General features: G+C 74.6%; 22 protein-coding genes and 1 riboswitch. Of the genes, 3 read left to right on the top strand and 19 right to left on the bottom strand.

Features of this window, described 5'->3' with window-relative positions; translation table 11 throughout:
- The first annotated feature begins 185 nt into the window (after positions 1–185).
- A complete protein-coding gene (locus GA0070214_RS16735; RefSeq protein ID WP_091263818.1) occupies positions 186–893 on the top strand; it encodes a hypothetical protein in 708 nt (235 codons plus the stop codon).
- Between the two features lie 81 nt (positions 894–974).
- Here GA0070214_RS16735 and ribH read toward each other — a convergent pair whose 3' ends face one another.
- The 7 genes from ribH to rpe form a co-directional block, all read right to left on the bottom strand.
- Positions 975–1,475 (bottom strand): 6,7-dimethyl-8-ribityllumazine synthase, encoded by a 501-nt coding sequence (gene ribH, locus GA0070214_RS16730; RefSeq protein ID WP_091263816.1) that lies wholly within the window; start codon positions 1,473–1,475, stop codon positions 975–977.
- A 2-nt stretch (positions 1,476–1,477) separates the two neighbouring features.
- Entirely contained in the window at positions 1,478–2,743 is a 1,266-nt protein-coding gene (locus tag GA0070214_RS16725) for a bifunctional 3,4-dihydroxy-2-butanone-4-phosphate synthase/GTP cyclohydrolase II (protein ID WP_091263814.1), read from the bottom strand.
- Positions 2,740–3,435 (bottom strand): nicotinamide riboside transporter PnuC, encoded by a 696-nt coding sequence (gene pnuC / locus GA0070214_RS16720; protein WP_091263813.1) that lies wholly within the window; start codon positions 3,433–3,435, stop codon positions 2,740–2,742. The genes GA0070214_RS16725 and pnuC overlap by 4 nt, the downstream gene beginning before the upstream one ends.
- Entirely contained in the window at positions 3,435–4,046 is a 612-nt protein-coding gene (locus GA0070214_RS16715) for a riboflavin synthase (protein WP_091263811.1), read from the bottom strand. The genes pnuC and GA0070214_RS16715 overlap by 1 nt, the downstream gene beginning before the upstream one ends.
- A 1-nt stretch (position 4,047) precedes the next feature.
- Complete coding sequence (gene ribD, locus GA0070214_RS16710; protein ID WP_091263809.1) at positions 4,048–5,109, bottom strand: bifunctional diaminohydroxyphosphoribosylaminopyrimidine deaminase/5-amino-6-(5-phosphoribosylamino)uracil reductase RibD; 1,062 nt, start codon at positions 5,107–5,109, stop codon at positions 4,048–4,050.
- Positions 5,110–5,279: 170 nt separating this feature from the next.
- Positions 5,280–5,452: riboswitch (FMN riboswitch) on the bottom strand.
- An 81-nt stretch (positions 5,453–5,533) separates the two neighbouring features.
- On the bottom strand, positions 5,534–6,490 hold the full coding sequence (locus tag GA0070214_RS16705) for a GGDEF domain-containing response regulator (protein WP_091263806.1): 957 nt from the start codon (positions 6,488–6,490) through the stop codon (positions 5,534–5,536).
- 1 nt (position 6,491) lies between these two features.
- Complete coding sequence (gene rpe / locus GA0070214_RS16700) at positions 6,492–7,172, bottom strand: ribulose-phosphate 3-epimerase (protein WP_091263805.1); 681 nt, start codon at positions 7,170–7,172, stop codon at positions 6,492–6,494.
- A 260-nt stretch (positions 7,173–7,432) separates the two neighbouring features.
- Here rpe and GA0070214_RS16695 point away from each other — a divergent pair, with 260 nt between their 5' ends.
- Positions 7,433–8,320, top strand: coding sequence for a septum formation family protein (locus GA0070214_RS16695; protein WP_091263803.1), 888 nt, complete (start codon positions 7,433–7,435; stop codon positions 8,318–8,320).
- Between the two features lie 88 nt (positions 8,321–8,408).
- Positions 8,409–9,299: a septum formation family protein gene (locus GA0070214_RS16690; protein ID WP_091263801.1), complete on the top strand. Its 891-nt coding sequence runs from the start codon at positions 8,409–8,411 to the stop codon at positions 9,297–9,299.
- Between the two features lie 43 nt (positions 9,300–9,342).
- Here GA0070214_RS16690 and GA0070214_RS16685 read toward each other — a convergent pair whose 3' ends face one another.
- From GA0070214_RS16685 to mihF, 12 genes are all read right to left on the bottom strand, one after another.
- Entirely contained in the window at positions 9,343–11,085 is a 1,743-nt protein-coding gene (locus tag GA0070214_RS16685) for a M28 family metallopeptidase (protein WP_091263799.1), read from the bottom strand.
- Positions 11,086–11,302: 217 nt separating this feature from the next.
- Positions 11,303–12,868, bottom strand: coding sequence for an RsmB/NOP family class I SAM-dependent RNA methyltransferase (locus tag GA0070214_RS16680; RefSeq protein WP_091263796.1), 1,566 nt, complete (start codon positions 12,866–12,868; stop codon positions 11,303–11,305).
- A complete protein-coding gene (gene fmt, locus GA0070214_RS16675) occupies positions 12,865–13,791 on the bottom strand; it encodes a methionyl-tRNA formyltransferase (RefSeq protein ID WP_091263794.1) in 927 nt (308 codons plus the stop codon). The genes GA0070214_RS16680 and fmt overlap by 4 nt, the downstream gene beginning before the upstream one ends.
- Positions 13,792–13,796: 5 nt before the next feature.
- Positions 13,797–14,357: a peptide deformylase gene (gene def, locus GA0070214_RS16670; RefSeq protein ID WP_091263792.1), complete on the bottom strand. Its 561-nt coding sequence runs from the start codon at positions 14,355–14,357 to the stop codon at positions 13,797–13,799.
- Positions 14,358–14,399: 42 nt separating this feature from the next.
- Positions 14,400–15,731, bottom strand: coding sequence for a cytochrome P450 (locus GA0070214_RS16665; protein ID WP_208602797.1), 1,332 nt, complete (start codon positions 15,729–15,731; stop codon positions 14,400–14,402).
- 86 nt (positions 15,732–15,817) lie between these two features.
- Positions 15,818–16,801 carry an AAA family ATPase gene (locus GA0070214_RS16660; RefSeq protein ID WP_091263790.1) on the bottom strand — a complete coding sequence of 328 codons (984 nt, stop codon included), beginning with the start codon at positions 16,799–16,801 and terminating at the stop codon, positions 15,818–15,820.
- Between the two features lie 224 nt (positions 16,802–17,025).
- A complete protein-coding gene (locus GA0070214_RS16655; RefSeq protein WP_091263788.1) occupies positions 17,026–18,972 on the bottom strand; it encodes a primosomal protein N' in 1,947 nt (648 codons plus the stop codon).
- 59 nt (positions 18,973–19,031) lie between these two features.
- On the bottom strand, positions 19,032–20,237 hold the full coding sequence (gene metK / locus GA0070214_RS16650; RefSeq protein WP_091263785.1) for a methionine adenosyltransferase: 1,206 nt from the start codon (positions 20,235–20,237) through the stop codon (positions 19,032–19,034).
- Between the two features lie 82 nt (positions 20,238–20,319).
- Entirely contained in the window at positions 20,320–21,528 is a 1,209-nt protein-coding gene (gene coaBC / locus GA0070214_RS16645; protein ID WP_091263784.1) for a bifunctional phosphopantothenoylcysteine decarboxylase/phosphopantothenate--cysteine ligase CoaBC, read from the bottom strand.
- A 15-nt stretch (positions 21,529–21,543) separates the two neighbouring features.
- On the bottom strand, positions 21,544–21,807 hold the full coding sequence (gene rpoZ, locus GA0070214_RS16640; RefSeq protein WP_007075826.1) for a DNA-directed RNA polymerase subunit omega: 264 nt from the start codon (positions 21,805–21,807) through the stop codon (positions 21,544–21,546).
- 46 nt (positions 21,808–21,853) lie between these two features.
- The gene (locus tag GA0070214_RS16635) at positions 21,854–22,387 is read right to left on the bottom strand and encodes a nucleoside/nucleotide kinase family protein (protein WP_091263782.1); all 534 of its coding nucleotides are present in this window, start codon (positions 22,385–22,387) and stop codon (positions 21,854–21,856) included.
- A 25-nt stretch (positions 22,388–22,412) separates the two neighbouring features.
- Complete coding sequence (gene mihF / locus GA0070214_RS16630) at positions 22,413–22,730, bottom strand: integration host factor, actinobacterial type (protein WP_013285515.1); 318 nt, start codon at positions 22,728–22,730, stop codon at positions 22,413–22,415.
- Positions 22,731–22,871 lie beyond the last annotated feature (141 nt).

Here is a 22,871-nt window from a genome sequence, read left to right as displayed (position 1 = left end):
CCTCCTCGCTTCCGGCGGTGCGGACGACCCTAACGTCGCCGGCGTCCCGGTGTCGCGGGACGTTCGTCCCGTTCCGTCCGGGTGATCGGCGGGCACGGCGGGGACGGGCGTCCATCGCGCCCGGGGCGCGGACCGGCGAAGAGTCGGGGGGCAGGCAGAACCCTCCTCACCACGTTGGAGATCGCATGTCCACGATCACTACCGGCGCCGGCGTCGAACCGGTCACCCCGCAGGCTCCGGCGCGAGCCGGCCTGGGCGTCGCGGCCGGCGCCTCGCTGGCGCTGTTCGCGTTGATGTTCGGCACCTGGACCCCCGAGTCGCCGGAGGTGGGCCGGACGGACCCCGCCGGCATCCGGGCCTGGGCCGCCGATGCCGCGTCCACCCTGCAGCTCAACGCGTTCGCCGGGGTCCTCTCCGTCGTCGCGCTGCTGGTGCTCACGGCGGCGCTCGCGAACCTGATCCGGCAGGCCGCGCCGAACTCGGTGCTCGGCGGGATCACGCTGCTCGGTGGCGGTCTGCTCGCCGCCATCAACACGCTCGTCACCGGCTTCACCCTGCTGTGGGTGCTGCCCGACCTGACCACGCTGGACGACGCCACGGTGCAGACCTGGTACGCCACCGCACACGTCGGGCAGATGCTGGGCGAGGTCGCCGTGGTGGCCCAGTCGCTGCTCATGGGCGCGTTCTCGCTGGCCGCCCTGCGCGGGCGGATCGTGGCCCGCTGGCTGTGCTGGCTCGGCATCGTCCTGGCCGGCGCCGGTCTCACCAGCGTGGCCGGGGTGGTCGTGCCGTCGCCGGTCTTCCAGACCACCTGGCTGGTCGGGCTCTACGGCTGGGTGCTGTGGCCGCTGCTCGCGTCGGTCACGTTCGCGGTGCGGCTGCGCCGCCGGTAGCGGCGCCGACGTTCGCGGGGAAACGCCGACGGGCCGCCCGGGGAGGGCGGCCCGTCGGTCGTGCGCGCGGACGGAGGTCGCTCAGGCGCCGAAACCCACCCGCTGGCCGTTCGTGGCGTCGAGGCCGCGGATGGCCAGTGCGGCGTCGAGCGCCGCCACGGTGGCCGCCCAACCCTTGTCCTCCGCCGAGCCGGGCAGCCCGGCCCGGTCCCGGGCCTGCTCGATGGTCTCCACGGTGAGGACCCCGTGTGCCACCGGCTTGCCCTCGTCCAGCGCCACCCGGGTCAGCCCCTCGGTGACCGACTGGCAGACGTAGTCGAAGTGGGCGGTGGCGCCCCGCACCACCACGCCGAGGGCGACCACCACGTCGTACCGGCGGGCCATGGCCTGGGCCACCACGGGCAGCTCGACCGAGCCGGCCACCCGGGCCACCACGGCCCGCGCGCCGGACGCCTCGGCGGCGGCCACCGCCCGGTCGACCATGTGGTCGGTGAGGTCGCCGTGCCAGCGCGCGGCCACGATGCCGACGGTCAGCCCGCCGGCGTCCACCGCGGCCACGCCCGGTTCGCCGAATCCCGCCATGTCTACGCTCCGATCTCGTCGCCGGCCACCGGGCGACCCATCGGCGCCTCGGTCACCTCGTCCAGCCCCTCCAGGAGGTGGCCCATCCGGTCCCGCTTGGTGCGCAGGTAGCGCACGTTCTCCGGGTTGGACCGCACGGGCAGCCCCTCCCGGCCGCTCACCGTGAGGCCGTACCCCTCCAGGCCGGCCCGCTTGGCGGGGTTGTTGGTCAGCAGCCGCATCGAGCGGACGCCGAGGTCGTAGAGGATCTGCGCGCCGGTGCCGTAGTCCCGTGCGTCGGCCGGCAGGCCCAGGTCGAGGTTCGCGTCCACGGTGTCCCGGCCCTGGTCCTGGAGCTGGTACGCCTGGAGCTTGTGCAGCAGGCCGATGCCGCGCCCCTCGTGCCCGCGCACGTAGAGCACCACGCCCCGGCCCTCCTGCGCCACCCGGGCCAGCGCGGCCTGCAGCTGGGGACCGCAGTCGCAGCGCAGCGAGCCGAAGACGTCGCCCGTGAGGCACTCGGAGTGCACCCGCACCAGCACGTCCCGCCCGTCGCCCAGGTCACCCATGACCAGCGCCACGTGCTCGGCGGGGTCGTGCTCGGCGCGGTAGCCGAGCGCCCGGAACACCCCGTACGGGGTGGGCATCCGCGCCTCCGCGACCTGCTCGACCTGCTTCTCGGTGCGCCTCCGGTGTGCGATCAGGTCCGCGATGGTGACCAGGGTCAGCCCGTGCTCGGCGCAGAACTTCTCCAGGTCCGGCAGGCGCATCATGGTGCCGTCGTCGTTGACCAGCTCGCAGAGCACCCCGGCCGGGCGCAGCCCGGCCAGCCGGGTCAGGTCCACGGCCGCCTCGGTGTGCCCGGGGCGGCGCAGCACCCCGCCCTCGCGGGCGCGCAGCGGCACCACGTGCCCGGGACGGGCCAGGTCGGTCGGGTCGGTCGACGCGGCGGCGAGCAGCCGGATGGTGTGCGACCGGTCGGCCGCGGAGATCCCGGTGCTGATCCCCTCCCGCGCGTCCACGGTCACCGTGTACGCGGTGCCCCGGCGGTCCTGGTTGGTGTGGTGCATGGGCGGCAGGTCCAGCCGGTCGCACTCGCTCTCGGTGAGCGGCACGCAGATGTAGCCGGAGGTGTAGCGGACCATGAACGCGACCAGCTCCGGGGTGGCCAGTTCGGCCGCGAAGATCAGGTCGCCCTCGTTCTCCCGGTCCTCGTCGTCCACCACCACGACGGGCCGGCCGGCGGCGATGTCCGCCACCGCCTGCTCAATGCTGCCGAAAGTGCTCATGCCACGGCCTCCGAGTACGTCGGCGGAATCGGGGTGCGGGCGGGCGGGGTGGCGCGGGAGGTGCGCCACCAGGCGTACAGGCCGGCGGCGCAGAACCCGCCGTAGACCAGGTACATGGCGGCCGACGGGTAGAAGCCGCCCTGCAGCAGCAGCGGCACGCCGACCGCGTCGACGGCGATCCAGATCAGCCAGAACTCCACCCAGCCGCGGGCCATGCCGTAGGTGGCGAGCAGGCTGCCCACCAGGATCCAGGCGTCCGGCAGCGGCCCCCAGGAGCCCAGCGCGGCCAGCACCGGGTAGGCGGCCGCGGTGCCGACCGCCGCGGCGGCGAGCAGGCCGAGCCGCTCGCGCCAGGTGGCCCAGCGCGGGACGACCGCGGGCTGCTCCCCGCCGCCCGCGCGGCGGTTGCGCGACCAGCGCCACCAGCCGTAGACGCTGACCGCGAAGAAGAAGACCTGCCGGCCGGCCTGGCCGTAGAGGTCGTGCGCCTGGGGGGTGGCGAACACCCCGCCGAGGAAGACGGTGAACAGCAGCGCGTTGCCGATCATGCCGACCGGCCAGGCCCAGACCACCCGGCGCAGCCCGAGCAGCGCCGAGGCGAGGCCGAAGACGTTGCCGACGATCTCCCGGACCAGCACCGGCGACCCGGCCACGTGCACCTGGGCGTCGAGCAGCCAGCCGAGCGGGCCCATCACCGGTCGCCTCCCGCCACGCGGTCGCCGAGCAGCCGCTCGACGTACTTGGCCAGCACGTCCACCTCGAGGTTGACCGGGTCGCCGACGCCCCTGGCGCCGAGGGTCGTGAGCTTGAGGGTGGTGGGGATCAGCCCCACCGAGAACCAGTCGTCGCCGACCTCCGCGACGGTCAGCGAGATGCCGTCGACGGTGATCGAGCCCTTCTCCACCACGTACCGGGCCAGCGCGGCGGGGAGCCGGAACCGGACCGTCTCCCACTGCGCGGCCGGCTCCCGGCTGAGCACCTCGCCGACCCCGTCGACGTGTCCCTGCACCAGGTGGCCGCCGAGGCGGCTGTTCAGCGCGGCGGCGCGCTCCAGGTTGACCGGGTCGCCGGGGCGCAGCGCGCCGAGCGCGGTGCGGCGCAGCGTCTCCCCCATCACGTCGGCGGTGAAGGTCCCGCCGTCGACGTCGACCACGGTGAGACAGACCCCGTTGACCGCGATGGAGTCGCCGTGCCGGGCGTCCGAGGTGACCAGCGGGCCGCGGACCGCGACCAGCGCCGAGTCACCCCCGGTCTCCGTGGTCCGGACGATCTCGCCCAGTTCCTCGACGATGCCGGTGAACATGTCAGGCCTCCCTCTTCCGGGGCAGCGCGGTGATCCGCAGGTCGGGACCGACCTGCGTAACGTCGGTGAGCTCCAGGTCGATGGCGTCGGCGATGGTGGTCACGCCGGCGTCCAGCAGCGCGGTCGGGCCGGCGCCGAGCAGCTTCGGCGCGACGTACCCGACGATCTTGTCGACGAGGCCGGCGGCGAGGAACGCGCCGGCCAGGGTGGGGCCGCCCTCCAGCAGCGCGGCCCGCACGCCACGGTGGTGCAGCTCCGCGAGCAGGGCCGCGAGGTCGACCCGGCCGTCCCGGCCGGCGCCCACCTCCGCGGCGGTGGCCACCCAGGTCCGGGCGGCGCCGTCGCGGACCCGGGCCTCGGCCGGGGTACGCCCCGAGCTGTCCACCACCACCCGCAGCGGCTGCCGGATGGCCAGGGTGCCGTCGCGCAGGTTGCGGGCGGTGAGCCGGGGGTCGTCGGCGAGCACGGTGCCCACCCCGGCGATCACCGCGTCGACGGTGCCGCGCAGGGCGTGCACGTCGATCCGGGCCGCCTCGGAGGTGATCCACATGCTGGTGCCGTCGGCCGCCGCGGAGCGCCCGTCGAGGGTGGCCGCGTACTTCCAGATCACGTACGGCCAGCCGCGGCGCATCGAGGTGAGCCAGGCGACGTTGCCGGCCTCGGCCTCCTCGGCGCGTACCCCGAGCTCGACCTGGATGCCGGCGGCGCGCAGGGTGGCCGCGCCGCCGGAGGCGACCGGGTTGGGATCCGGGACGGCGACCACCACGCGGGCGACGCCGGCCGCGATGAGCGCGTGGCTGCAGGGGCCGGTGCGGCCGGTGTGGTCGCAGGGTTCCAGGGTGACCACGGCGGTGCCGCCGCGGGCGCGCCTGCCCGCCTGCGCCAGCGCGACGATCTCGGCGTGCGGACCGCCCGCGTACGCGTGGAAGCCCTCGCCGGCGACCTCGCCGTCGGCGTCCAGCAGGACGCAGCCGACGACGGGATTGGGGCTGGTCGCGCCGAGGCCACGGGCGGCCAGCGCGATCGCACGACGCATCGCCTCGTCCACGGAGACGCTCGCCATCGCCAGCCCTGCCCTCTCGCTCGCCGGTCGCGCGCGGGCGGGCCAGGGAGCGGTGCGGCACGGGTGCCGCGGACACGCGGCGGCGGAGGTCCGGGGACGGCACAGCCGACCCCGGGGAGCCCACGCGGCGGCTGAGGGTGCTCAGCGCCCGGCAGGGCCCTCCCCGTCCCGCGCGCTGTCTCCCATCCGGACTGTCTGGGGGCGGACGAGCCGCACCCCAACCGTCGGCCCCGGATTCTCACCAGGTCCACCGTCCGGCCGAAGCCGTCCGGGTCGCGGGCTTACCACGGTCGGGCCGTGGATCACCGCCGGTTCGGAATTTCACCGAGCCCCGCCAGCGCGTGGTGGGTACACGGGAAGTCTTACACGCCGGGCGGGGGGTCACGCCACAGAGGCGAGGTACCTCACAGGGAACTGAGCACGATCACGTAACTCCGCGGCGGCGGTCCACCGCCACGTACGAGCCGGGTTGGCTCTTGGCGACCGTCTTCATCTCGGAGGCGACGGCGATCGCCTCCAGGGGATCGGTGAACCGTTTGCCGGAATCGGACAGGGAGACGCCGATGGAGAGGGTGACCAGGGCGGCGCGGCGGATGTTGCCCCGCCGGTCCTTCAGCTCGACGAAGCCGCGCTCACGGTCGGTCGGGTCGTAGAGGGCGTCGGCGGCCTTCTCGAAGTCGACCACGGCCCGGCTGGTCAGCGGCCGGACCTGGGACGGGGTGCAGACGATGACGAAGTCGTCGCCGCCGACGTGGCCGAGGAAGGCCGGCGGCAGGCCGATCGAGACCACCGCGCGGTGCAGGCTGCGGGCCAGCGCCGAGATGAACTCGTCGCCGCGGACGAAGCCGTACCGGTCGTTGACGCTCTTGAACCGGTCGATGTCGATGTAGCCGACGGCGTAGTCGACGCCGCTGCGCACCCGGTCGCTGATCTCCCGCCGGATCCGGCTGTTGCCGGGCAGCCCGGTCAGCGGCGAGACCTCCCGGAACTCCTTGTTGCGGCGCAGCGTGGAGCTGACCCGGGCGACCAGCTCGGCGGTGTCGAAGGGCTTGACCAGGTAGTCGTCCGCGCCCGCGCTGAGGCCGTTGACCTTGTCGGACGTCATGCCCTTGGCGGTCAGCATGATCACGGGCAGGGCCGAGGTCATCGGGTCCGCGCGCAGCCGGCGGGTCAGTTCCAGGCCGTCGATCCGCGGCATCATGAGGTCGACCACGGCCAGGTCCGGCCGGTGCCGCTCGATGACCTCCAGGGCCTCCTGGCCGTCGCCGGCGTGCAGCACCTCGAACCCGTGCAGCCGCAGGTTGAACTCGACGAAGCGGGCGATGTCCTCGTCGTCGTCGACGACCAGGATCACGTCGGGTCGGTCGCCGGCCGGGTCCATCTCAGGCCCCGGTCGTCGCACGTTCCGCCAGGCCGCGCAGCCGGCGGACCGCCTCGGCCGGGTCGTCGGCGCCGTAGACCGCGGTGCCGGCCACGAAGGCGTCGGCGCCCGCGGCGGCGGCCTGCTCGATGGTGTCCGCGGCGATCCCGCCGTCGACCTCGATGCGCAGCTCCAGGTGGCCGCTCGCGATGTGCTGCCGGGCGGTGCGCACCTTGTCGAGCAGTTGCGGGATGAACCGCTGGCCGCCGAAGCCGGCCTTGATCGTCATGATCAGCAGCGTGTCGAAGCTCGGCAGCAGGTCCAGGTACGGCTCGATCGGGGTGTCCCGGTCGATCGCCAGCCCCGCCTTCGCCCCGGCCGAGCGCAGGTCCTTGGCCAGGGCCACCGGGTCGTCGCACGCCTCGGCGTGGAACGTCACGTTGTACGCGCCGGCGTCGGCGTATCCGGGCGCCCACCGGCGCGGGTCCTCGATCATGAGGTGCACGTCGAAGGGCAGCTGGGTCGCCGCGCGCAGGCTCTGCACCACCGGCAGCCCGATGGTCAGGTTGGGCACGAAGTGGTTGTCCATGACATCCACGTGCAACCAGTCCGCGGCGTGCTCGACGGCGCGGACCTCGTCGGCGAGGCGGGCGAAGTCGGCGGCCAGGATGCTGGGCGCGACGATCAGCGGCGGTACGGTCACCGGGCCAGTGTACGAAGGCGGTCACCCGCCGTCCGCAGCGCGGCACCGCCGGAAGCCCGCTGTGACCCGGCCGTGACCCGCGGTGCAGAATCGGCCGGTCCGGCGCGGAAAGTCGGCACGAATAGGCATTCGCGACTGGCCGATCGCTCGAAACAGGGCGAAACTCCTACAGGGACTGTCACGTATGCTGCACGCCCGGCCGCGGGGAAACGTCGCACGGGCCGCGGCGACCGGCTGTCATCTCCCGGGAAGGGCGGACGATGCGACGGTGGCTCCTGGCGCTGGCGCTGGCCGGCACGGCGACGGTGGCCCTGACCGGCTGCGTCCCACCGCACCGGGCGGACGGCGACCTCACCGACGACTGGGCCGCGCTGCCGGCGCCGCGCCTGTTCGTTCCCGCCACGGACGCCTGCCTGCCCCGCCTGACCGCCGTGGTGCAGGCCGCCACCTACGAGACGGTCGACTGCGCGGGCAGCCACCTGGCCGAGTCGGTGCACGTCGGCACCTTCACCGGGCCGGCCGCGCAGGGCGCGCGGCCGGAGCCGGGCTCGCCCGCGCTGCGCACCGCCCGCGCCGAGTGTGACCAGCGCGCCCGCGAGGTGATCGGCGGGGACTGGCACTCCGCGCGGCTCACCCTGAACATCGCGCTGCCCCCGGTGACCGCCTGGGTGGCCGGCGCCCGCTGGTTCCGCTGCGATCTGGCCGAGACCGACAGCATCGACAACACCCGGCCGATCAACCGGGTGGGCAGCCTGCGCGGCGCCATGGTGGGCGACAGCCCGCTGGTGCACCGCTGCTTCGACCCGAAGCTGATCGGCGACAACCTGAACTACATGGCCCCCGTGCTGTGCACCGAGCCGCACCGCGCCGAGTTCGTCGGTGTCTTCGAGGAACGGGACATGAGCTGGGCGGACTTCACCCGGGCCGCCCCGCAGGTGCACCGCCGGTGCATGGCGCTGATCGCCGCCTTCGCCGCGGTGCCGAACAACGCCGAGCTGCCCTACCGGGCCGGTTCGATCTTCTACCCGCCGTCGCAGCGGGAGTGGGAGGAGGGCGACCGGGGGGTGCGCTGTTTCCTGTGGAGTGACGACCGGAAGCTGACCCGGTCGATGCGCGGGGCGGGTCCGGAGGGACTACCCGTCGGTTGAGCCGCCGGTGCCGTATGCTGCACCGCCGAGGCGTACCCGGCGCTCCGCGCCGGTGGGGCGACCAGGGACGACGGGGAGGTCGGTCGCGATGCGGCGATGGTGGGCGGCGGTCGCCGTGGGGGTCACGGCCGCGCTGGCGCTCGGCGGCTGCGGCGCGCCGGCCGGGGTCGACCGCGACCTGGCCGACGACTGGCCCGCCCTCGGCGCCCCGGTGGCGTTCGTGCCCCAGGCCGACGCCTGCCACACCACCATCCAGGACGTCGGCTACCTCAGCGGCTGGAACCCGGTCGACTGCTCGACCGCGCACCGCGCCGAGACGCTGCACGTGGGCACCCTGACCGGTCCGGACGCCGGCCGGGGCGCTCCCCCGCGCGCCGGGTCGGCCGGCATCCGGACCGCCCACGCCGAGTGCGCCAAGCAGGTCGACAAGGCGGTCGGGGCCGAGTGGCACTCGGGGCGGCTGCGGCTGTCGGTGGTCTTCCCGTCGGCCCTGGCCTGGACCGGCGGGGCCCGCTGGTTCCGCTGCGACGTCTCCGAGGTGGCCAGCCTGGACGACGGCAGTGTCGTGGCGCGCCACGCCAGCCTGCGGAACGCGTTGAAGGCCGGCTCGCCGCTGGCGCTGGGCTGCTTCAACCCGAAGCTCCGCAAGGACCACGTGGAGGAGATGAAGCCGGTCGCCTGCACCGCCAAGCACCACGCCGAGTTCGTCGGGGTCTACCACTTCCCCGACATCAGCTACGCCGAGTTCGACCGCACCCCGCTGCGGGCGCACAAGGGCTGCCGCGGGCTGATCGCGAAGTACGTCAAGGTGCCCGACAACGGCGACCTCGTCTACCGGGCCGGCACGATCATCTACCACCCCTACAAGGAGGAGTGGGCGGACGGCGACCGCGGCGTGCAGTGCTTCCTCTGGGTCTCGGACCGCACGCTGACCCGCTCGCTCAAGGGCGGCGGCACCAAGGCGCTGCCGATCACGTGAGCGCGGGCGGGGCGGGCCCGCGGGCCCACCCCGCCCGGGTCGCTCAGCCGACCTGGAGCGTCACGTCGTCGACGACGAAGCTGGTCTGGAGCGAGGCGTCCTCGACCCCGGTCCACTTCAGCGTGACGGTCTGCCCGGCGTACGCGGCCAGGTTGAAGCTGCGCTGCGCGTAACCGCTCGCCGCGTTGAGGTTCGAGTACGTCGCGAGGGTGGTCGAGCCGACCTGCACGGTCAGCTTGTCGTACGCGGTGCTCGTGGTGGTCTCGGCCGTGTCGATGTGCAGCCAGAACGACAGGGTGTAGCTGGCGCACCCGGCCGGGATGCTCACCGACTGCGACAGCGTGTCCGTGTGGGTGCTGCCGTAGCCGTCCAGCCAGGCCTTGTAGGAGCCGGTCCGGGCCGCCTGGCTCGACGAGTTCGTGACCACGCCCGAGGTGGCCGTCCACGAGGTGCTGCCCGACTCGAAGCTGCTGTTGGCGATGAGCTGGCCGCCGGTGCAGCCGCCGGTGCCGGTCACCGTGAGGGTGTAGCCGGCGCTGCGGGTGACCGAGCCGGTGCCGGTGACCGTGACGGTGAAGGTGCCGGTGGTGGCCGTCGCGGAGGCGGTGACCGTCATGGTGGCCGAGCCGCCCGAGGTGACCGAGGACGGGCTGAAGCTCACCGTCACCCCGCTCGGGGCGCCCGTGGCCGACAGGCTGACCGTCTGGGCGCTGCCGCTGGTGGTGGCGGTGCTGACCGTGGCCGTGGTGGAGCCGCCCCGGGCCACGCTGCCCGAGGTGGGGCTCACCGCGACGGAGAAGTCGTTGGTGGGGGTGCCGCCGCCGACCGCGAGCTGCCAGATCGCGTACGCCACACCGTCGGCGCTGCGGTTGAGCACCGTCGCGCTGATGTTGCTGGTCGTGTCGCAGGAGCGGTGGTAGCAGGAGTCGTACGCGGAGTTGGCCGTGCCGCCCCACTTGGCGGCCTGGGCGGTGGTCTTGCGGGCGCTGGCGCCGGCCGCGTAGCCGGAGGTGGGGATGCCGGCCTGCTGGAAGGAGTAGTCGTCGGAGCGGCCCTGGCCCTCGACGTTCTCCTCCGGCTGGAGGCTCAGCGAGTCCCAGTACGCCTTCAGGGGCGCCGCCGTGGTGGAGGTGAGCCGGTTGATGAAGTAGCCACCGTTGGTCGAGCCGACCATGTCGAAGTTGTAGTAGCCCTTGATGTAGCCGCGCTGGGTGGCGCTGAGCGAGTTGACGTAGAACTCCGAGCCGTTGAGGCCCTGCTCCTCGTCGGTCCACCAGGCGAAGCGGACCCGCTTGGTCATGCTCGGGTTCTGCTGGGCGAGGACCAGCGCGTTCTCCAGCAGGGTGGCCGAGCCGGAGCCGTTGTCGTTGATGCCCGGGCCGGCGGAGACGCTGTCCAGGTGCGCGCCGAACATGACCACCTGGTCGGCGGGGCCCTGCGGCCACTCGGCGATCAGGTTGTTCGACGGGTAGGTGCACGCGGAGCAGTACTGCTCGGTGACCGTGTAGCCGGCGGCCTGGAGCTTGGCCTTCACGTAGCTGACCGAGGCGGTGTAGCCCGCCGAGCCGGCCCGCCGGTTGCCGCCGTTGCTGGTGGCGATGCTGTTGAGCTGGGTGAGGTGGGCCTGGACGTTGGTCACCGAGATGTCCGGCGCGGCGGCGGCGAGCGCGGGGGCGGCGCTGACGGGCGCGGGGGCGGCGCCGGCCGGTGCGGGGGCGGCCAGGGTCGCCGTCACGGCGGCGAAGAGGGCGAGCGCGAGGCCCGCGGTCGGCGTTCTGCGTCTCATGGAGACTCCTCGTGGGGGTCGGCGGGACGTGCTGGCGGGGTGGCGCGACCCGTGGGCCCCGGTGGGAGCCCCGGCGTCGGCGGACCGGTGCTCGGACAGTTACATGTATCAATGTAAGAGTCAACGGGGATGTCACATGACACAAAGCGGGACCGGCGTCGCCGGTCCCGCTTTTGGGTTCACCTGTGGACATTCGGCCCGTCGGCCGCGTAAGCGCTCAGCCCTTGCGCAGCACCGCCAGGAACATCGCGTCCGTGCCGTGCCGCTGCGGCCACAGCTGGACCGTGGGGCCGTCGCCCAACCCGGGCATGCCGGCCGGCAGCAGCGGGCGGGCGTCGACGAAGTCGACCGGGAAGCCGCACCGGCGCGACGCCTCGGTCACCGTCACGTGCGTCTCCACCGTGTGCGGCGAGCAGGTCACGTAGGCGACCAGGCCACCGGGCCGGACCGCCCGCAGCGCGGCGGTGAGCAGCTCCCGCTGCAACCGGGTCAGCGGCGGCAGGTCCGAGGGCTGGCGGCGCCAGCGCGACTCGGGCCGCCGGCGCAGCGAGCCGAGGCCGGTGCAGGGCGCGTCGACCAGCACCCGGTCGAAGTGCCCCTCGGGCAGCTTCGGATCGGCACCGACCGTGCGTCCGTCGGTGTTCACCACGGCGACCGGCAGGCCCCGGGTGGCCTGGGCGACCAGCCGGGCGCGGTGCTCGGCGACCTCGACCGCGGTGAGCCGGGCGCCGCGCTCCGCGGCCAGGGCGCCGAGCAGGCCGGCCTTGCCACCCGGACCGGCGCACAGGTCGAGCCAGCGGCCGTCCGGGCCGTCCAGCGGCGCCACCGCGAGGGCGTTCGCCACGAGCTGGGAGCCCTCGTCCTGGACGTGGGCGCGCCCCTCGGTCACCGCCGCCAGCTCACCCGGCGCGCCGCCGGCCAGGTAGACCGCGTACGGCGAGAAGGCGCCCGGAGCCCCGCCGACCTCGTCGGCCAGCGCCACCGGGTCGGCCAGCCCCGGCCGGGCGCACAGGTGCACGGGCGGGCGCTCGTTGTCCTCGATGAGCAGCCGGGCGGTCTCGCGCAGGTCGCCGCCGAGCGCCTCGGCGAAGGCCCGGACGATCCACTGCGGATGGCTGTACGCCAGCGCCAGGTGGCCGATGGGGTCGGTCTCCTCGGACGGGGCGAGCTTGGCCACCCAACCGTCGATGTCCCGGCCGGCCACCTCGCGGAGCACCGCGTTGGCGAACCCGGTGGCGCCGGGCCCGACGGTCCGGACCAGGTCCACCGTGGACGACACGGCCGCGTGCGCCGGCACCCGGGTGTGCAGGAGCTGGTAGGTCCCGAGCCGCAGCGCGTCCCGCACCGGCGGGTCGATCCGCTGCACGTCCCGGCCGGCCGCGTCGGCGATGATCGCGTCCAGGGTGCCGGTGTGGCGCAGCGTGCCGTAGGTCAGCTCGGTGGCGAAGGCGGCGTCCCGGCCGGTCAGCCCCTCGTCGCGGAGCATCGCGGGCAGCACCAGGTTGGCGTACGCGTCGTCCCGGTGCACCGCGGCGATCGCCTGGTAGGCGACGTGCCGGGGCAGGTCCACGGCCGGCCGGGCCGGCCGCCGTGCGCCGCCACGGCGGTCGGCGCCGAAGCGCCCCTCGCGCGGCGGCCCGTCACCCCGGCGCGCGGGACGGTCGCCGCGCTCCGGCCGGCCGCGTTCGCGGGACCCGTCGCCGCCCGTGAACCGCCCGGCGTCGCCGGAACGGCCGCCGCGCGGACCGTCGGAGAAACGCCCGGGCTCGGAGGGCCCGGTCACGCGAGCACCTCGCCGGCGGCGACCCGGGCGCCGCGCGCCCAGTCGCCGGCCGACATGGCCCTCTTGCCGGCCGCGCGCACCTCGCCGAGCTGCACCGGGACGGTGCCCGTGCCGGCCAGCACGCGGGACTTCTCCACCAGCAGCTCGCCGGGCTTCAGCTCCGGGCCGTTGGCTACCGCGATGACCGGGCCGAGCTTGACCCGGTCGCCGCGGAAGGTCGTCCACGGGCCGGGCGCCGGGGTGCAGGCGCGGATGCGGCGGTCCACCGCGAAGGCCGGGTCGGCCCAGCGGACGCGGGCGTCCTCGACGCTGAGCTTCGGCGCGAGGGAGACCCCGTCGGCCGGCTGCGGCTCGGCCCGGGCCGTGCCGGCCGCCAGCGCGTCGAGCACGGCCACCAGCAGCCCGGCGCCCGAGTGGGCGAGCCGCTCCAGCAGGTCCCCGGAGGTGTCGGCGGGCCGCACCTCGTCGGTCACGGTGCCGTAGACGGGGCCGGTGTCCAGGCCCTCCTCCAACTGGAAGACGCTGGCCCCGGTCAGCTCGTCGCCGTGCAGCACGGCGTGCTGCACGGGTGCCGCGCCACGCCAGGCGGGCAGCAGCGAGAAGTGCAGGTTGATCCAGCCGAGCCGGGGGATCTCCAGCGCCGCCGGCGGCACCAGCGCGCCGTAGGCGACCACCGGCACGCAGTCCGGGGCCAGCTCGCGCAGCCGGTCGAGGAACTCGGGCTCGCGCGGCCGCGCCGGGGTGAGCACCTCGATACCGTGCGCGTCGGCCCACGCCCCGACCGGGGAACGAACCAGACCCCTCCCCCGGCCGGCGGGCGCGTCGGGGCGGGTGACCACGGCGAGCAGCTCGTGACCGGAGGCGGCGATGGCGTCCAGCGCGGGCACGGCGACGGCCGGCGTGCCGGCGAAGACCAGGCGCATCCGGGTCACCGCCCCAGGCCGAAGGGGTTGCCGGCGGCGTGCGGGCTGAGCTTGACGGTGGGCGGGGCGGCCTCGTCGTACCACTCGGCCTGGCGGATCGCCTTCATGGCCTCCTTGCGGCCGGCCGGGTCGAGCCGGTCGACGAAGAGCACGCCGTCGAGGTGGTCGGTCTCGTGCTGCACGCAGCGGGCCATGAGGCCGGTGCCGACGATCTGCAGCGGGTCGCCGTAGCCGTTGAAGCCCTTGGCGATCACGTTCTGCCGGCGCTTCGTGTCGAAATAGAGCCCCGGGATGGACAGGCAGCCCTCCGGGCCGTCCTGCTCCTCCTCGTCGGGGAACTCCAGCACCGGGTTGACCAGGTGGCCGAGGACGTCGTCGACGTCGAAGGTGAACACCCGCAGGCCCACCCCGAGCTGGGGCGCAGCCAGGCCGGCGCCGCTCTGCTCGCGCATCGTGTCGGTCAGGTCGGCGATGAGCTTGCGCAGCTCGGCGTCGAAGTCGACCACCGGGTCGGCCGGCGTGCGCAGCACCGGATCGCCGAACAGACGGATGGGCTGGACGGTCACGCGGAGTGGCTCCTTGTCTGGGACGGGTGGTGCCGTACCAGTCTACGGAGTCGATCCGGTCGCCCCGGCCGGCGTACCGCGATCGGTGACCCGCGACGCCCCGTCACCGACGGTGACCGGCAGGGTGGCGTAGCCGCGCAGGGTGAGCCGGATCCGCCGCTCGCCCGGCCCGGCCAGGGCGAGGCCGGGCAGCCGGCGCAGCAGCAGCGGGAACGCGACCTGCGCCTCCAGCCGGGCCAGGCCCGCGCCGAGGCAGTAGTGCGGACCCGCGCCGAAGGACAGCGGGTGCACCTGGGGGCGCCAGGGGTCGAACCGCGCCGGCTCCGGGTAGCGGCCGGGATCCCGGTTGGCCGCACCGAGCAGCACGATGAGCCAGCTCCCGGCGGGCAGGTCCACCCCGCCGTAGCGGGTGGGTTCGGTGCTCATCCGGGAGGTGAGCTGCACCGGCGAGTCGTAGCGCAGCAGCTCCTCGACGTAGCCGGGGGCGAACTCGGGGTGCTCCCGCAGGGCCGCGGCCGCGGCCGGGTGGTCGAGCAGCACCACGAGGCCGTTGCCGAGCAGGTTGGTGGTGGTCTCGAAGCCGGCCACCAGCAGGACGACGAGGTTCGACAGCAGCTCGTCGCCGGAGAGCCGGTCGCCGTCGGCCCTCATTCGGTCCGTAGCGCCGCCTGGCGGCGCGGAGGCCGAATTATGGCCGCCCGCGTCGTGGGCCTGCACCAGGGCCGTGGTCAGGTCGTCGGCCGGGGCGCGCCGCCGGGCCGCTACGAGGTCGGTGAAGTAGTCGCGCAGCTCGGTGGCGCCCCGGTCGGCGAGGGCCAGCTCGTCCGGGCTGATCTCCGGCTCCAGGACCCCGGTGAGGTCGGTGGCCCAGCGCCGGAACAGCGGCCGGTCCGCGGCCGGCACGCCGAGCAGCGCGCAGATCACCGCCACCGGCAGGGGGTACGCGAACTCGGCCATGAAGTCGACCGGCTCCCCCGCCCCGGCACGGGCCAGCATCCGGTCGACCAGCTCGTCGGCCTGCGCCTCCACGACGTCGCGCATGGCGGCGATCCGGCGCGGGGTGAAGGCGCCGGCGGCCAGCCGGCGCATCCGGCTGTGGTCGGGCGGGTTGGTGCGCAGCATCGAGCGGGAGATCGAGGCGACCGCCGGGCTCTCCCGCCAGCCGGGGAGGAACTGGTCGCGCAGGTCGTCGTCCATCACCCCGAACCGGGCGTCCCGCAGGATCGCATCGGCCTCCGAGTAGCCGGTGACCAGGTGGAACGCCGGCCCCGCCGGGACCACCGGGCCGTGGCCACGCAGCCGCTCGTAGGTCGGGTAGGGGTCTATCCGCCCCTGGGGGGACAGCAGCAGGGCGAGGGCGTCGGCAGGGTCCACGATTCGGCCTCCCCGGGCGTCGGAAGCCTCCATCATGCTCCCGCCGGCCCGATCCGGCGATCCCCCGGCCCGCCGGGGCGGCGCGCTCAGGCGCCGGTGCCCGGCTCCCCGGCCAGCACCGCGTCCCCGCCCAGCAGGGCGTGCTCGGGCAGCGGCAGCGCGAGGCCGTGCGCGGCCTCCCAGTCGTGGATCAGGCTGGGCCGGGCCTGGGCGGCAAAGAAGTCGACCGCGCTCAGCCCCCCGACCACGGGCTCGTCGACCTCGGCGACCAGCCGGGCGGGGACCAGCGGGAAGCCGCTCTGGAGGGCGGCGCTGAGCCGGCGGTGACCGTCGACCACGAAGAAGTACTCGCCGGTGTAGCCGATGGTCAGCGGCTCCAGGGCCTCGTCGCCGGACCCGGCCACGTCGCCGACGAACTCCGAGTCCCACAGCCCGCGCAGGGTGGCGATGTCCTCGGTCGGGTAGACCCGGGCCGGGTCGAGCAGCAGCAGCGGCTGGCCGTCCCGGAGCACGTCCGCGCCGATCCGCCCCTCGTAGACGTCGATGACGTGCTGGATCACCTGCTCCGGGGTGGCCCGGGTGGTGTCGCAGATCAGGTCGTAGTTGCGCAGCCGGGCCTTGTCGACGCCGTAGCGCACGATGAACCGGCCGCGCTCGCTCTCGCTGCGCTCGCGGAGCTTGGCCTTCGCCTCCTCCAGCGAGGTGTAGCTCTCGGCCGGGCCGGACGGGCGGGCCAGAACCCGCCGAGCCGCCTCCGTCGGCTCGGTGATCATGTGCACCTTGAGCGCGTTGGTGAAGAAGTGCCAGGCCAGCCGGCTGTCCATCACCAGGCTCTCGCCGGAGGCGGCGATGTCCCGCTGGAGCTGGTCGACGTAGCCGTCGACGGCCTGGTCCAGCTCGGCGTGCAGGTTGAGCTGGAGGGCGGTCATCTGCCGCTTCTGGGCCATCTCCCGGTAGAGGTCGCCGACGCTGACCCGGCGCAGCCCCAGCCGCTTGGCGATCTCGACGGAAACGGTGCTCTTACCGCTGCCGAGGTCACCGTTGAAGACGATCGACTGACGAACGGTCACGACTGGTCCACCCCTGATCACCGGCTGATTGACATCATCGAATCCGCGTCGGCTCGACGCACCCCCTGCGCCGCGCCGCGCCCGGGAGCCGTCGTGCGCCTGGGCATGACGGGCGATGCTATCACGCGTCTTCCACCCATTTGCCGGACGAGGTGTGCGGCAAACCCCAGCTCACGACCGTACGCGACGGCCCGGGTGCGCCACGTCACGGGTGGCGGGCCGGCTCAGAACAGGCTGAGCGGGTCGATCTGGAGCCGCACCGGGTCGGCCGCCTTGCGGGCGCTGCGCTGCCCGGCGGCCGCGTGCAGCGCACCGGCCAGGGCGGCGGCGCGGGCCCGGGGCACCCGGACCAGCATCCGCTCCCGTCCCTCGTCGGCCGGCACCGGGCCGAGCACCTCGGCGTCGTCCGGCAGCCGGGTGCCGGCCAGCAGGTCCGCCACCGCGTCGGCCACGCCGGTGACGCTGGCCATCCGCACCGCCGGCGGGAAACCCAGCTCGCGGCGCTCGGCCAGCTCCCGCGTGGCGAACCAGGCGGAGTCCCAGCGCAGGAGCGCCTGCACCGGCGCGAGGGCGCCGTCGGCGACCACCACGACCCGGCCGCCGGCCGACCCGGGCCGGGCCAGCGCGGCGGCGGCCAGCCAGCGCCGCAGCGCCTCCTCGCCGGCCCGCAGGTCGGCCCGGGTGAGCAGGGCCCACGAGTCGAGCAGCAGCACCGCCCCGTAGCCGCCCTCCGCGACCGGTTCCGCGCCGGGGGTGGCGATCACCAGGCCGGCGCCACCCGGCACGGTCGCGAGCACCTCCTCCCGCCCCGAGGTGCGCACGGGTACCCCCGGGAAGGCCCGGCCCAGCTCCTCGGCGGTCCGCCGGGCGCCGGTGACCGACGCCCGCAGCCGCCGCCCGCCGCACTCGGGGCAGGCGTACGCGGCGGCGACCCGGCCGCACCAGCGGCAGGCGGGCACCCCCTCGGCCGAGGGCAGGCCGAGCGGCCCGGCGCACTGCGGGCAGCGGGCCGGGGCCCGGCAGTCGGCGCAGGCCACCGAGGGCAGGTAGCCGCGGCGGGGCACCTGCACGAGCACCGGCAGGTCGGCGCGGAGCGCGTCCCGGGCGGTGGTCCACGCCAGGCTGGGCAGCCGGGCGGAGGCGGCACCGGGATCGCGGGCCAGGTGCGGGTCGTCGCCCGTCGGCGCGATGGCCGGCATCCGGGCCCGCACGGTCGCCCGGTCGGCGACCACCTCGCGGGCCCAGCCGGTCTCCACCAGCAGCTGGGCCTCGGCGGTGCGGGCGTGGCCGCCGACGAGGGCGGCGGCCCCGGCGAGCTGGGCGCGGGTGAGCAGCACCTCCCGGGCGTGCGGGTAGGGCGCCCGGGGCTCGGCGTGCAGGTCGTCGCCGTCGTCCCAGATCGCCACGAGGCCGAGCCGCTCGACCGGGGCGAACATGGCCGCCCGGGTGCCGATCACCACGGGCACGTCGCCGCGGCGGGCCGCGAGGAACGCGCGGTAGCGGCGGGCCGGTCCGGCCGCGGCGGACAGGCAGGCGTGCCGCCCCGGCCCGAGGACGGCGGTCAGGGCGGCGTCCAGGCGCTCCAGGTCCCGGGCGTCGGCCACCACCACCACGGCGCCCCGGCCGCCGGCCACGGTGGCGGCCACGGCGTCGGCGTACCGGTCGGCCCAGTCCTCGCCGGGCAGCGCGGACCAGACGGCGCGGGGGGCACGGCCGGCGGTGAGCGCGCGCAGCAGCGCCGGCCCGGCCGGGTAGTCCCGCCAGCCGCGCGGGTCGACCGGCCCGGCGGCGTTCGGGCCGCCGTCCACGGGCGCGGCCGGCGGGGCGTCGGCGGGGGCCGCGTCGGTCGCCGTCACGTCCTTCTCGACGCGGGCGTGCCGGGGCGGGACGGCGAGCCGGAGCACGTCGGCGAGGCTGCCGGCGTAGCGGTCGGCCACCGCGCGGGCCAGCGCGGCAACCTCCGGCGCCAGCACCGGAACCGGGGAGACGACCTTCTCCAGGTACGCCAGCTTCGGGTGCGCGGACTCCGCCACGCGCTCCAGCAGCCAGCCGTCGACGAGCTGGCCGGCGAAACGGACCTTCACCCGCACCCCGGGCCGGGCGTCGGCGTCCAGGGTGTCGGGCACCAGGTAGTCGAAGGGGCGGTCGAGGTGCGGCAGGGGCACGTCCACGCAGACGCGAGCGACCGGCGACCCCTCGGCGGGTCGCCGGTCGCCGCGCCTGGTGGCGGTCAGGCTCCCGCGGCCGACTTGAGGTCGGCGGCCCGGTCGGTGCTCTCCCAGGTGAGGTCCGGCAGCTCACGGCCGAAGTGGCCGTAGGCGGCGGTCTGCTGGTAGATCGGGCGGAGCAGGTTCAGGTCCCGGATGATCGCGGCCGGGCGCAGGTCGAAGACCTCGGCGACGGCCTTCTCGATCGAGGCGACCGGCACGGTCTCGGTGCCGAAGGTCTCGATGAACAGGCTCACCGGGTGGGCCTTGCCGATCGCGTAGGCGACCTGCGCCTCGCAGCGCTCGGCCAGGCCGGCGGCGACCACGTTCTTGGCCACCCAGCGCATGGCGTACGCGGCGGAGCGGTCCACCTTGGACGGGTCCTTGCCGGAGAACGCGCCGCCACCGTGCCGGGCGTAGCCGCCGTAGGTGTCGACGATGATCTTCCGGCCGGTGAGGCCGGCGTCGCCCATGGGGCCGCCGATCTCGAAGCGCCCGGTCGGGTTGACCAGCAGCCGGTAGCCCTCGGTGTCCAGGCCGAGGCCCTCCAGCTCGGGGGTGATGACGTGGTCGCGGACGTCCGGGGTGAGCAGCGACTCGAGCGAGATGTCCGCCGCGTGCTGGCTGGAGACCACCACGGTGTCGAGCCGGACGGGGCGCAGCCCGTCGTACTCGATGGTCACCTGGGTCTTGCCGTCGGGCCGCAGGTAGGGGATCGTGCCGTCCTTGCGGACCTGGGCCAGGCGGCGGGCCAGCCGGTGGGCCAGCGCGATCGGCAGCGGCATGAGCTCGGGCGTCTCGGAGCAGGCGAAGCCGAACATCATGCCCTGGTCGCCGGCGCCCTGCGCGTCGAGCGCGCTCTCCGACGAGCCGGTACGCAGCTCGAACGCGTTGTCCACGCCCTGCGCGATGTCCGGCGACTGGGCGCCGATGGAGACGCTCACGCCGCAGGAGGCGCCGTCGAAGCCCTTCTTCGACGAGTCGTAGCCGATCGACAGGATCGTGTCCCGCACGATGGTCGGGATGTCGGCGTACGCCTTGGTGGTCACCTCGCCGGCGACGTGCACCTGGCCGGTGGTGATCAGGGTCTCGACCGCCACACGGCTGTGCGGGTCCTGGGCGAGCAGTGCGTCGAGAATGCCGTCACTGATCTGGTCGGCGATCTTGTCCGGGTGGCCTTCCGTGACCGATTCGGACGTGAAGAGACGTGTCACGGCACTCCTAAGCATGTGAAGACTTTTAAAGGTCGCTCGGCGGCAGTTTAGCCATCGTGCTCCCAGGGTGACCCGGGGAACCGAGGGTGACCAACCGTCAGGATTGCTCACCTAGTCGAGCGACCACGAGATCCCAGACGGCGTCGGCCAGATCCTCCTTGGGCTGCTCGGGCATCCGGTGCACGGACCCGTCCGCCCCGATCACGGTGGCGGCGTTGGTCTCGGCCCCGAAGACCTTGTCCACGCCGACCTCATTGATCACGATGAGGTCGGCGCGCTTGCGGGCGAGCTTGGCGCGGCCGTTGGCCTCGGCGTCGCCGGTCTCGGCGGCGAAGACCACCAGCACCTGCTCCGGCCGCCGGCGCCGGCCCAGCTCGGCCGCGATGTCGGGGTTGGTGACCAGCTCGATGGTGGGCGCGCTGCCGTCGTCCGACTTCTTGATCTTACCTGGCGCGTAGGTCGCCGGGCGGAAATCGGCGGGCGCGACGGCCATCACCACGGCGTCGGCGTCGGCGGCCGCCTCCAGCGTCGCCTTGCGCAACTCCTCGGTGCTGCCCACCCGGACCAGGTCGGCGCCGGCCGGGTCGGCGAGCGCGACGTTGGCCGAGACCAGGGTGACCCGGGCACCCCGGGCCACTGCGGCCCGGGCGAACGCGTAGCCCTGCTTGCCGGAGGAGCGGTTGCCGAGGAAGCGGACCGGGTCGAGCGGCTCCCGGGTGCCGCCCGCGGTGACCACCACGTGCCGGCCGGCCAGGTCGGCGGGGGCCGCGCCACCGCGCGCGAGGGCCCGGCGGGCGACCGCGAAGATCTCGGCCGGGTCGGGCAGCCGGCCCTTGCCGGTGTCCTTGCCGGTGAGCCGGCCGACCGCGGGTTCGATCACGACGACGCCGCGGGACCGCAGGGTGGCCACGTTGGCGACGGTGGCCGGGTGCTCCCACATCTCGGTGTGCATGGCCGGCGCCAGCACCACCGGGCAGCGCGCGGTCAGCAGGGTGTTGGTGAGCAGGTCGTCGGCGAGGCCGTGGGCGGCCTTGGCGAGCAGGTCGGCGGTCGTCGGCGTCACCACGACCAGGTCGGCGTGCTGCCCGAGGCGGACGTGCGGCACCTCGTGCACCTCGGACCAGACGTCGTCGGCGACCGGCTGGCCGGAGAGCGCGGCCCAGGTCGGCGCCCCGACGAAACGGAGCGCCGACGCGGTCGGCACGACCCGGACCCGGTGACCCGACTCGGTGAAGAGCCGGAGCAGCTCACACGCCTTGTAGGCGGCGATGCCGCCGCCGACCCCGAGGACGATCTCGGCGGCCATCGGGGCGGGCGGGGCTTACGGCTGGTCGGTCGGCTCGGCGGTGAGCAGACCCGCGTTGATCTCGCGCATGGCGATGGAGAGCGGCTTCTCCTGGGGGGTGGTCTCCACCAGCGGGCCGACGTACTCCAGCAGGCCCTCACCGAGCTGGCTGTAGTAGGCGTTGACCTGGCGCGCGCGCTTGGCGGCGAAGATCACCAGCGCGTACTTCGAGGTGGTCTTCTCGAGGAGCTCGTCGATCGGCGGGTTGGTGATGCCTTCGGGGTTGGCGATGGATCCCACGAAATAACCTCTGCGTCGTTGTGCACCGCCCGGGGGCGGTGGCCTCTCAACCGCTCGGGCGCGGTCGGGCCGGAGCCAGGAAGGAAGAACCGAGCAAGCCTACCAGCTCATCGGCCGCGCGCTCGGTGCGGTCGTGCACCACGGCGTGTGCGAAGGCGGCCGCGAGGGCCGGGTCCGGCCGGTACGCGGGCGGGACGAGCAGCACCAACCGCGCGTCGGGCACCACGGCCCGGACCGCGAGCGCGCCCGGCAGGTCCAGCGGGAGCAGCACCGGCCGGCCCTCGGCGAGCCGGGCCCGCACGCCCGCGCGCGGCACCCCGCGCCGGTACGGCCCGACCCGGCTCCACTCCAGCAGCTCGTCGGCCGCGACCATCCGGTCGAAGTCGCCCGCGTCGAGGAAGAGCCGGTCGACGCCGTCCACCTCGCCGGGGCAGGCCGGCCGGGTGGTGGCGGCCACCGGCACCCACACGGACGGAAAGCGCGCCCGGACAAGCTCGACGACACTCTCCCCGCCGGCCCCCGAAGGTCCGGCCAGGACAGTGAGCCGAGCCGCCGGGCGCGCCTCGTCATCCGTGCTCACCGCTTGTTTCTACACGGTGGGCCGTTCAGTTGGCGGCGAACTCTCCAAGCAGCGCCTTGCGCTGCTGCTCGCCCAGGCCACGCAGCCGGCGGCTGTCGGCGATCTTGAGCTTCTCCATGATCTGGGTGGCCCGGATCTTGCCGATGCCCGGCATCGCCTGGAGCACGGCCGAAACCTTCAGCTTGCCCACGACGTCGTCGGACTCGGCCCGCTCGAGGACGGTGGCGAGGGTGGTCTTGCCCTGCTTGAGCTGCTCCTTCAGCTCAGCACGGGCCTTGCGGATCTCCGCGGCCTTCTCCAGCGCGGCAGCGCGCTGCTCGGGGGTCAGTGACGGGAGCGGCACCAGTTCTCCTCAGGTCCCTAGTACGGCGGGCGGGGCGCACCACCGCAGCTGTGAAACGTGGTGTCGCTGGCAACCAAAGGGGTCCGTGGTTCCCAGCGCGGGGAAAACTAGCGGTCAACGGCGTTTTCGGCAACGTGGACG

This window comes from Micromonospora chaiyaphumensis, from assembly GCF_900091435.1.
Lineage (GTDB): Bacteria > Actinomycetota > Actinomycetes > Mycobacteriales > Micromonosporaceae > Micromonospora > Micromonospora chaiyaphumensis.
This window is presented reverse-complemented; position numbering and strand designations above follow the sequence as displayed.